The 6,459-nt window shown below is 72.0% G+C and carries 6 protein-coding genes; 3 read left to right on the top strand and 3 right to left on the bottom strand.

What is annotated here, in order from left to right; translation table 11 throughout:
* Positions 1 to 100: 100 nt before the first annotated feature.
* Positions 101 to 724 carry a response regulator transcription factor gene (locus ACWD2L_RS38485; protein WP_351340310.1) on the bottom strand — a complete coding sequence of 208 codons (624 nt, stop codon included), beginning with the start codon at positions 722 to 724 and terminating at the stop codon, positions 101 to 103.
* Between the two features lie 118 nt (positions 725 to 842).
* Positions 843 to 2,036 carry a sensor histidine kinase gene (locus tag ACWD2L_RS38480; RefSeq protein ID WP_351340313.1) on the bottom strand — a complete coding sequence of 398 codons (1,194 nt, stop codon included), beginning with the start codon at positions 2,034 to 2,036 and terminating at the stop codon, positions 843 to 845.
* A 136-nt stretch (positions 2,037 to 2,172) separates the two neighbouring features.
* On the opposite strand from ACWD2L_RS38480, the gene ACWD2L_RS38475 reads away from it, so the two are divergent.
* Together ACWD2L_RS38475 and ACWD2L_RS38470 are read left to right on the top strand one after the other, a co-directional pair.
* Complete coding sequence (locus tag ACWD2L_RS38475) at positions 2,173 to 3,246, top strand: ABC transporter permease (protein WP_351340316.1); 1,074 nt, start codon at positions 2,173 to 2,175, stop codon at positions 3,244 to 3,246.
* Complete coding sequence (locus ACWD2L_RS38470) at positions 3,243 to 3,938, top strand: ABC transporter ATP-binding protein (RefSeq protein ID WP_351340319.1); 696 nt, start codon at positions 3,243 to 3,245, stop codon at positions 3,936 to 3,938. The genes ACWD2L_RS38475 and ACWD2L_RS38470 overlap by 4 nt, the downstream gene beginning before the upstream one ends.
* A gap of 113 nt (positions 3,939 to 4,051) precedes the next feature.
* Here the strand turns inward: ACWD2L_RS38470 and ACWD2L_RS38465 are convergent, their stop codons facing one another.
* Positions 4,052 to 4,852: an IclR family transcriptional regulator gene (locus ACWD2L_RS38465; RefSeq protein WP_351340321.1), complete on the bottom strand. Its 801-nt coding sequence runs from the start codon at positions 4,850 to 4,852 to the stop codon at positions 4,052 to 4,054.
* 225 nt (positions 4,853 to 5,077) lie between these two features.
* Between ACWD2L_RS38465 and allB the strand changes: the two genes are divergently transcribed.
* Positions 5,078 to 6,430: an allantoinase AllB gene (allB, locus tag ACWD2L_RS38460; RefSeq protein ID WP_351340324.1), complete on the top strand. Its 1,353-nt coding sequence runs from the start codon at positions 5,078 to 5,080 to the stop codon at positions 6,428 to 6,430.
* The last annotated feature ends 29 nt before the right edge of the window (positions 6,431 to 6,459 follow it).

Here is a 6,459-nt window from a genome sequence, read left to right as displayed (position 1 = left end):
GTCTCGTAGCGGAGCTACTAGGGCATTTCGGCAACGCCGCGAGCGTGCGTGCCAGACCCCGCGAGGCAGACGGGACTTTCGAAACACGCCCTAGGCGTGCTCAGCGGCGCCGCAGTAGCCCGTCCCGCGTCGCCCGCGCCACCGCCGACGTACGTGAGTCGACGCCCAGCTTCGCGTAGATGTGCACGAGGTGGGACTTGACCGTGGCCTGGCTCAGGAACAGCTCGCGGGCGATCTCCGCGTTGGACAGGCCGTCGCGCACGTGCCGCAGCACCTCCAGCTCGCGCCTGCTCAGCGCCTCCGCGGGTGCCCGCATCCGGCCCATGAGCCGGTCGGCGACGGCGGGCGCGAGCGCGGAGCGCCCGGACGCCGCGGTGCGGACGGCCGCCGCGAGCTCCTCGGGCGGGGCGTCCTTCAGCAGGTAGCCGGAGGCCCCCGCCTCCACGGCCGCGAGGATGTCCGCCTCGGTGTCGTACGTGGTGAGCACGAGGACGCGCGGCCCGTCGTCGAGTGCCGCGATCCGCGCGGTGGCCTCGGCGCCGTGCATCGTCCCGGCGCCGAACTGCAGGTCCATGAGGACGACGTCCACGTCCCCCGCCAGCTCCACCGCCCGCTCGGCGGTCGCGGCCTCCGCGACGATCGCGAAGTCCGCCTCCGCATCGAGCACGGCCCGCAGCCCGGCGCGTACGACGGGGTGATCGTCGGCGAGCAGCAGCCGGATCACGCGGCACCTCCGGCGGGCAGAGGCGTCGGCGCGGCGACGGGTGTGTCGACGCCCGGTGTCGAGTACACGGCGACAGGCCTGCCGACGCCGAACATGGCCCGCGGCCCGCGGCGCCGGATCACGTCGCATCCCCGGAGGGCACCGGCACCGGCAACGGCAGCGTCACCGCGACCGCCGTGCCGCGGCCCGGCTCCGATTCGACGGTGAACGTGCCGCCGAGTTCGCTCACGCGGGAGCGCATCGCGACGAGGCCGAAGCCGCCGTCGCCGCCGTCCGGGGCGCGATCCGGGTCGAAGCCCGCGCCGTCGTCCACCACGTCCAGGGCCACCGAGGTCTCCATGAAGCTGAGGGTGATCTCCGCGCGGTCCGCCCGCGCGTGCCGCACCGTGTTGGCGAGCGCCGACTGGGCGATGCGCAACAGCGCCACTTCGTACGGCGTGGGGAGTTCGTGCGGGGTGCCGCTCACCGAGAAGCGGGCGGTCAGGCCGGGCGCCGTGGCGCACAGCCGGTCGAGGGCACCGGCCAGCGAGCCGACGTCCAGGTCGGGCGGGGCGAGGGCGCGTACGAAGCGGCGGGCCTCCGTGAGGTTGTCCTGCGCCGTGGCCCTGGCCCGCTCGACGTGCCCGGCGGCGGGGGAGCCGGCGGGCAGTTCGCGCCCGGCCGCGACCAGCAGCAGCTGGATCGAGGACAGGCCCTGCGCCAGCGTGTCGTGGATCTCCCGGGCCAGCCGCTCCCGCTCGGCGAGCGTGCCGCCCGCGCGCTCCGCCGCCGCGAGTTCGGCGCGGGTGGCGACCAGCTCCTCGATCAGCCGCTGCCTGCGCTCGCTCTCCCGGTACAGCGCCTGATACCCGAGCACGGTCGCCACGGCGACGGCCGCACCGAGCAGCGGCCCTATGAACGCCCCCGGGTTCACCGCCCCGTCATGACCGACGTACGAGCAGATGGCCGCGCCCGCGGCGATGCCCACCGCGGGGACGCCCCAGCGCGCGGGAAGCAGATGCAGCAGCAGGAAGTACAGCGGGAACGCCAGCCACAGCGCGTCGGGCGAGAGCACGAGCAGCGCCGCCCACACCGCCCCCAGCACGCCCAGCCACCACGCGGCGCCCGCTCGCCTGGACCGTACGACGGGCAGCGTCGCGCCCACCCCGTAGACGACGCCCATCGCCCCGGCCACCGTCACCACCGCCGCGACCGGCTCGTCGGACCGTCCGGTCAGGGCGCGTACGACGACGAGCGCGAGCAGGCCCGCCGTCAGCAGATGCAGACAGAGGCGCAGCGCGCGCAGCGCGGGGGTGAGGGAGCGTGGATCCATACCACCCACCAGCGTACGAAGCCCGGACACGGAACCCGTCAACCGAAAGTTCGAAAGGCGCGTCCTCCCTTCGATTCGGGTGAAGCGTGCTGTGGCGCGATGCCCGCGGGGGTCCTTGAGCAGCAGTCTTGGCGGCATGTTCGTTGCATGGAGAGATCTACGGTTCGCCAGGGGCAGGTTCGCCCTGATGGGGACCGTGATCGTACTGATCACGCTGCTCGTGGGACTGCTGTCGGGACTGACGGCGGGCCTCGCGCGGGACAATACGTCGGCGCTCACCAGGCTGCCCGCCGACCACCTCGCCTTCGCCCGGCCCGCCGACGGCCAGTCGGTGTCGTTCACGGCGTCCACGGTCCGCCCCGAGCAGTGGCGCGACCTCGCGGCGCGCAAGGGCGTCGAGAGCGCGGAGCCGATCGGCATCGGCACGGTGAACGCCGAGGCGGGCCGGCAGACCGCCGCTGTCTCCGCGTTCGGCGTGCGCCAGGGCTCGGGCCTCGCACCCGACGAGACGGAGCCCGGCACGGCGGTCCTGTCCACCAAGGCGGCGAAGGAGCTGGGGGCGGCCACGGGCGACAAGCTCACCCTCGGCGGCACGCGCCTCACGGTCGCCGCGGTGTCCGGCGACGCCTCGTACAGCCACACCCCGGTCGTCTGGACGCACCTCGACGACTGGCAGCACATCACGCCCACGGGAGGCGGCGGCGAACGCGCGACGGTGATCGCACTGCGCACGGGAGCGGCCGCCGACCTGGGCGCTGCCGACAAGGCCGCGGGCACGGACACCACCACCATCGACGGCGCCCTGTCCGCCATAGGTTCCTACCAGGCCGAGAACGGTTCGCTGCAACTGATGCGCGGCTTCCTCTTCGCCATCTCGGCGCTCGTCGTCGGCGCGTTCTTCACGGTGTGGACGATCCAGCGCAGCGCGGACATCGCGGTCCTCAAGGCCCTCGGCTCGTCGACCCGCTACCTCCTGCGGGACGCACTCGGCCAGGCGGTCCTGATGCTGGTCGCGGGTACGGCGGTCGGCACCGGCCTCGCCACCCTCGTCGGCGCCTTCGTCCCGGACACGGTGCCGTTCGTCCTCGACCCGCTCACCGCGCTCGGCCCGGCCGCCGTCATGACGGCCCTCGGCCTCGCGGGCGCCGCCCTGTCCATCCGGCGGATCACCGCCGTCGACCCCCTCACCGCACTCGGGAGCGCCCGATGACCCTGCTGCTCGACGACATCACCCTGACCTACGCCGACGGGGACGGCCGGCTCACGGCCCTCGACCGGGTCGGCCTCCAGGTACCGGCCGGCGGCCTCACGGCGGTGGTGGGCCCGTCAGGATCCGGCAAGTCCAGCCTTCTGGCGGTGGCGGCGACGCTCGTCACCCCCGACAGCGGCCGCGTGGTCATCGACGGAACCGAGGCCACGACCCTGACCCGCAACGAATCGGCGGAACTGCGCCGCCGCGCGATCGGCATCGTCTTCCAGCAGCCGAACCTGCTGCCGTCGCTCACCGCGCTGGAACAACTCCAGGTGATGGCCCACCTGGAGGGCCGCAAGCCCCGCGAAGTACGGGACAGGGCACGGGAGTTGCTCTACGCGGTCGGCCTGTCCGCCCAGTCCCACCGCCGCCCCCACCAACTCTCGGGCGGCCAGCGTCAGCGCGTGAACATCGCCCGCGCCCTGATCAACGAGCCGCGCATCCTCCTGGTCGACGAACCCACCAGCGCCCTCGACCACGAACGCGGCGCCGCAGTCCTGGACCTCCTCCGCACCCTGACGCGAGAACGCGGCACGGCGACGGTCCTGGTCACCCACGACCGCGACCACTTGACGGTGGCGGACGAGGTCCACGAGATGCGCGACGGCACAATTGACGTGTCGGCCATTTCAAGCCCTGGCGCGGCGTGAGTTTCTTCAGGCTCGGCGACGGGTGAGCAATTCAAGCCCCTGCGGCGATTGAGCAGGTCTTTCCAGCTCCGCCGGCGATTGAGGCGCGGGGCCCGGGGCAGCGCCCCGCGACGTCAAGCACTGTGGCCGGAACTGGCCAACGCCACCGACAGCTCCCGCGCCACCTGTTGAAGGATCGGCACGATCTTCTCCGTGGCCGCCTCCGTCACCCGCCCCGCCGGCCCAGAAATCGAAATCGCCGCAGCGGTGGGCGAATCGGGAACGGACACCGCAAGGCACCGCACCCCGATCTCCTGCTCGTTGTCATCAACCGCATACCCGGCCTGCCGCACATCCTCCAGCGCGTCGAGAAACCCCTCGGGCGTGGTGAGCGTCTTCTCGGTGGCGGCAGGCATCCCCGTACGCCCGAGCAACGCCCGCACCTCCTCCGGAGGCGCGTACGCGAGCAGCGCCTTGCCCACCCCGGTCGAGTGCGGCAGCACCCTGCGGCCGACCTCGGTGAACATCCGCATGGAGTGCTTGGACGGCACCTGGGCGACGTACACGACCTCGTCGCCGTCGAGGAGCGCCATGTTCGCGGTCTCGCCGGTCTCCTCGACGAGGCGCGCCAGGTACGGGCGGGCCCACGTGCCGAGGAGCCGGGACGCGGACTCGCCGAGCCGGATGAGCCGCGGGCCGAGCGCGTAGCGCCGGTTGGGCTGCTGGCGTACGTAGCCGCAGGAGACGAGCGTGCGCATCAGGCGGTGGATCGTCGGCAGCGGCAGCCCGCTGCTGGCGGAGAGCTCGCTGAGGCCGACCTCACCACCGGCGTCGGCCATCCGCTCGAGCAGATCGAAGGCGCGCTCAAGGGACTGGACGCCGCCGGTGGGTGCGGACTTGGCGGCATCAGTGGTGCTGGCGTCGGGCGTCGGCACAGCGTTCCTTTCGGGGTGGCAGGCAGAAATGCAGCCTACCGGCGGCTTCCTGTCCAGTGATCCCTTGACCTATAAGTTCGTCGGTAGCTACGTTCTGCGTACCGGAATCTTAATTCCACCTTGTGGAAACGTCCAGGGTTCGCGCCTCTCGCATCCGGGCCTTGACGGTTCCCGAAGTCTGAGTGAAAGTCCTTCAACAGAACGTTGAAGCTTGAGGAGGCCCAGGTGTCGGACGCCGAAGTCCAGATCGAACTCGTGCTGCGCTCGACGCGCGTCATCACTCCCGAAGGTACGCGCCCCGCGTCGGTCGCCGTCGCCCAGGGAAAGATCGTCGCGGTGCTCGCGCACGACGCGGAGATCCCGGCCGGGGCCCGCCTCGAGGACTTCGGCGACGACGCGCTGCTGCCCGGCATCGTCGACACGCACGTGCACGTCAACGACCCGGGGCGCACCGAGTGGGAGGGCTTCTGGACCGCCACCCGCGCCGCGGCGGCCGGCGGCATCACGACCCTCGTCGACATGCCGCTCAACTCCCTGCCGCCGACCACGACCGTCGACAACCTTCGTACGAAGAAGGACGTGGCCGCCTCCAAGGCGCACATCGACGTCGGCTTCTGGGGCGGCGCGCTGCCCGACAACGTCAAGGACCTGCGCCCGCTGCACGACGCCGGGGTCTTCGGCTTCAAGTGCTTCCTGTCGCCCTCCGGCGTCGACGAGTTCCCGCACCTGGACGCCGACCGGCTCACCGCCTCCATGGCGGAGATCGCCGGCTTCGGCGGGCTGCTCATCGTGCACGCCGAGGACCCGCACGAGCTGGACGTGGCGCCGCACAACAGCGGCCCCAAGTACGACGACTACCTGGCGACCCGCCCGCGCGTCTCCGAGGACGTCGCCATCAAGGGCCTGATCGACACCGCCAAGCGGATCGGCGCCCGCATCCACATCCTGCACCTGTCGTCCTCCGACGCGCTGCCGCTGATCGCCGCCGCGAAGGCCGAGGGCGTCGAGCTGACCGTCGAGACCTGCCCGCACTACCTCACGCTCACCGCCGAGGAAGTCCCGGACGGGGCAAGCGAGTTCAAGTGCTGCCCGCCGATCCGCGAGGCCGCCAACCAGGACCTGCTGTGGCAGGCGCTCGCCGACGGCACGATCGACTGCATCGTCACCGACCACTCGCCGTCGACGGCCGACCTGAAGACCGACGACTTCGCGACCGCGTGGGGCGGCATCTCCGGCCTCCAGCTCAGCCTCTCGGCGATCTGGACGGCCGCCCGCGCCCGCGGCTACTCCCTTGAGGACGTGGTCCGTTGGATGTCGGAGCGTACGTCGAAGCTGGTCGGCCTCGACGGCCGCAAGGGCGCCATCGCGGTCGGCCGCGACGCCGACTTCGCCGTCCTCGCCCCCGAGGACACCTTCAGCGTCGACCCGGCCGCCCTCCAGCACCGCAACCGCGTCACCGCGTACGCGGGCAAGACGCTGCACGGCGTCGTGAAGTCGACCTGGCTGCGCGGCGAACGCATCGTCGCCGACGGTGAGTTCACCGCCCCGCAGGGGCAGTTGCTCCAGAGGGCCAAGTAGCGCGAGGAGTCTCAACTAATGGCCCGCCA

It is taken from the genome of Streptomyces sp. NPDC002754 (genome assembly GCF_053592315.1).
This window is presented reverse-complemented; position numbering and strand designations above follow the sequence as displayed.

What these genes read in the sequence shown, in the direction of transcription:
- ACWD2L_RS38475 (WP_351340316.1), top strand. Translation starts at nt 2,173, where the DNA reads ATGTTCGTTGCATGGAGAGATCTACGGTTCGCCAGGGGCAGGTTCGCC.
- ACWD2L_RS38480 (WP_351340313.1), bottom strand. Translation starts at nt 2,036, where the DNA reads ATGGATCCACGCTCCCTCACCCCCGCGCTGCGCGCGCTGCGCCTCTGT.
- ACWD2L_RS38470 (WP_351340319.1), top strand. Translation starts at nt 3,243, where the DNA reads ATGACCCTGCTGCTCGACGACATCACCCTGACCTACGCCGACGGGGAC.